At 68.4% G+C, this 1,040-nt stretch carries 1 protein-coding gene; it reads left to right on the top strand.

The features are described from left to right. Positions 1 to 123 precede the first annotated feature (123 nt). Positions 124 to 1,017 (top strand): IS5 family transposase, encoded by an 894-nt coding sequence (locus tag AB0C17_RS29055; RefSeq protein WP_357481442.1) that lies wholly within the window; start codon positions 124 to 126, stop codon positions 1,015 to 1,017. The last annotated feature ends 23 nt before the right edge of the window (positions 1,018 to 1,040 follow it).

Raw genomic sequence — 1,040 nt, 5'->3', positions numbered from 1 at the left:
CTAAGGCGTGTTTCGTAAGTCGGGCTGGCAGCGTCGAGGTCACGGTGTGGCGGTGATCGACAACTGAAGAGGTCTCCGGTATCTGGTTCTGCGACCAAGCAAGAACTTCATACCGGAGACCTCGTGGCCAGCGTAGCGGTGACGAGGCGGCATGACCTGACCGACGGGCAGTGGGCTGTTCTGGCTCCGCTGTTGCCTGCCGCGCCGGCTACGGGTCGTCCGCCGAAGTGGGAGAAACGGCAGCTCATCGACGGGATCCGGTGGCGGATCCGGATCGGCGCCCCATGGCGGGACGTGCCGGCGGAGTATGCGCCTTGGCCCACCGTCTACGGCCTGTTCCGCCGGTGGCAGCGCGACGGCACCTGGGACAAGATCCTGTCGGCGTTGCAAGCCGCTGGCGACGCCGGCGGTCGGATCGGGTGGACGGTGAGCGTGGACTCGATGACCAGCCGCGCCCACCAACACGCCGCCGGCGCCCGCACCGACGGGCACCTGCAGAAGGAACCACCCGGCGGCGTGCACGACGAGCCGGCCGATCATGCGCTGGGACGCTCACGCGGCGGGCTGACCACCAAGACTCACCTGGCCTGCGAGCAGGGCCAGAAGGTCCTGTCGATGACCGTGACCGCCGGGCATCGTGGGGACAGCCCGCAGTTCATCCCCGTCCTGCGCCGCATCCGGATCACCCGCCTCGGCGTCGGCCGACCCCGCACCTGCCCCGACCTGGTCCTGGCCGACAAGGCCTACACCAGCCGCGGCAACCGCACCTACCTGCGCAAGCGAGGGATCAAGGCATGCATCCCGCGAAAGAAGGACCAGGACGCCCACCGCAAGGCCAAGGGCAGCCACGGCGGACGCCCGCCGAAGTTCGACCCAGACCTCTACCGGATGCGGCATGCCGTCGAGAACGGCATCGCCCGACTCAAGCGCCACCGCGGCGTGGCCACCCGCTACGACAAGTTAGCCGTCCGCTTCCAGGCCGTCCTGACCATCACCATCATCTGCGAGTGGCTCTGACCGGCTTATGAAACACGCCCTAG

This window comes from Micromonospora sp. NPDC048887 (assembly GCF_040649715.1).
Taxonomy (GTDB): domain Bacteria; phylum Actinomycetota; class Actinomycetes; order Mycobacteriales; family Micromonosporaceae; genus Micromonospora.
The sequence above is the reverse complement of the archived record's forward strand: the minus strand, read 5'-3'. Positions and strand labels throughout refer to the sequence as shown.